Below are 595 nucleotides of genomic sequence, written 5' to 3'. Positions count from 1 at the left end.
GCACCGGCGCAGGCGGCGGGGGAGCAGGTCGAGGCGCTGCGCTTCTGATCCCGGGGGCGATGGGCGCCAAGAGGGCAGTGCGGGGCCGCAGGAGCCTTTTTCCGGGGTCGCGGAACAAATTTCAAAAAACTGCAATCGAATCGCTTGACGGTATCCGACCCCTCCCCTAAATGCCTGTTCACCGGACGGGGCGGCCTTCACGGCCTGGTTCGAACGGTTCTGAAACGAGCGGTACCGGGCCACTCCCGAAAGGGGGTGCCATTCGGCGCCGGCGTTTTGTTCTTTGACATTGTTGGTTAAGATGAAGGGACATGTGGGCGGCGGCTCCGGTCTGCCACGTTTTCAAGGCGTGGTGTGGTCGGCTAAAGCTAAGCCAGTTCATATGTCCTATTACATATCCACAGTATATGTGATGTGCAGGAATTGGCTCCTTGAAGTGAGCTGTTCTTTCCTCGTTATTCCGCGGGGAAGGGATGGAACATCAAACTTGAGAGTTTGATCCTGGCTCAGAACGAACGCTGGCGGCATGCCTAACACATGCAAGTCGAACGAGACCTTCGGGTCTAGTGGCGCACGGGTGCGTAACGCGTGGGAA

1 rRNA gene is annotated in these 595 nt (G+C 58.2%); it reads left to right on the top strand.

The window, feature by feature from the left end:
* Positions 1–483: 483 nt before the first annotated feature.
* Positions 484–595, top strand: a 16S ribosomal RNA gene (locus tag MHZ35_RS17950); the annotation flags it as partial.

This window comes from Sphingomonas sp. ACRSK (assembly GCF_022346685.1).
Lineage (GTDB): Bacteria > Pseudomonadota > Alphaproteobacteria > Sphingomonadales > Sphingomonadaceae > Sphingomonas > Sphingomonas molluscorum.
This window is presented reverse-complemented; position numbering and strand designations above follow the sequence as displayed.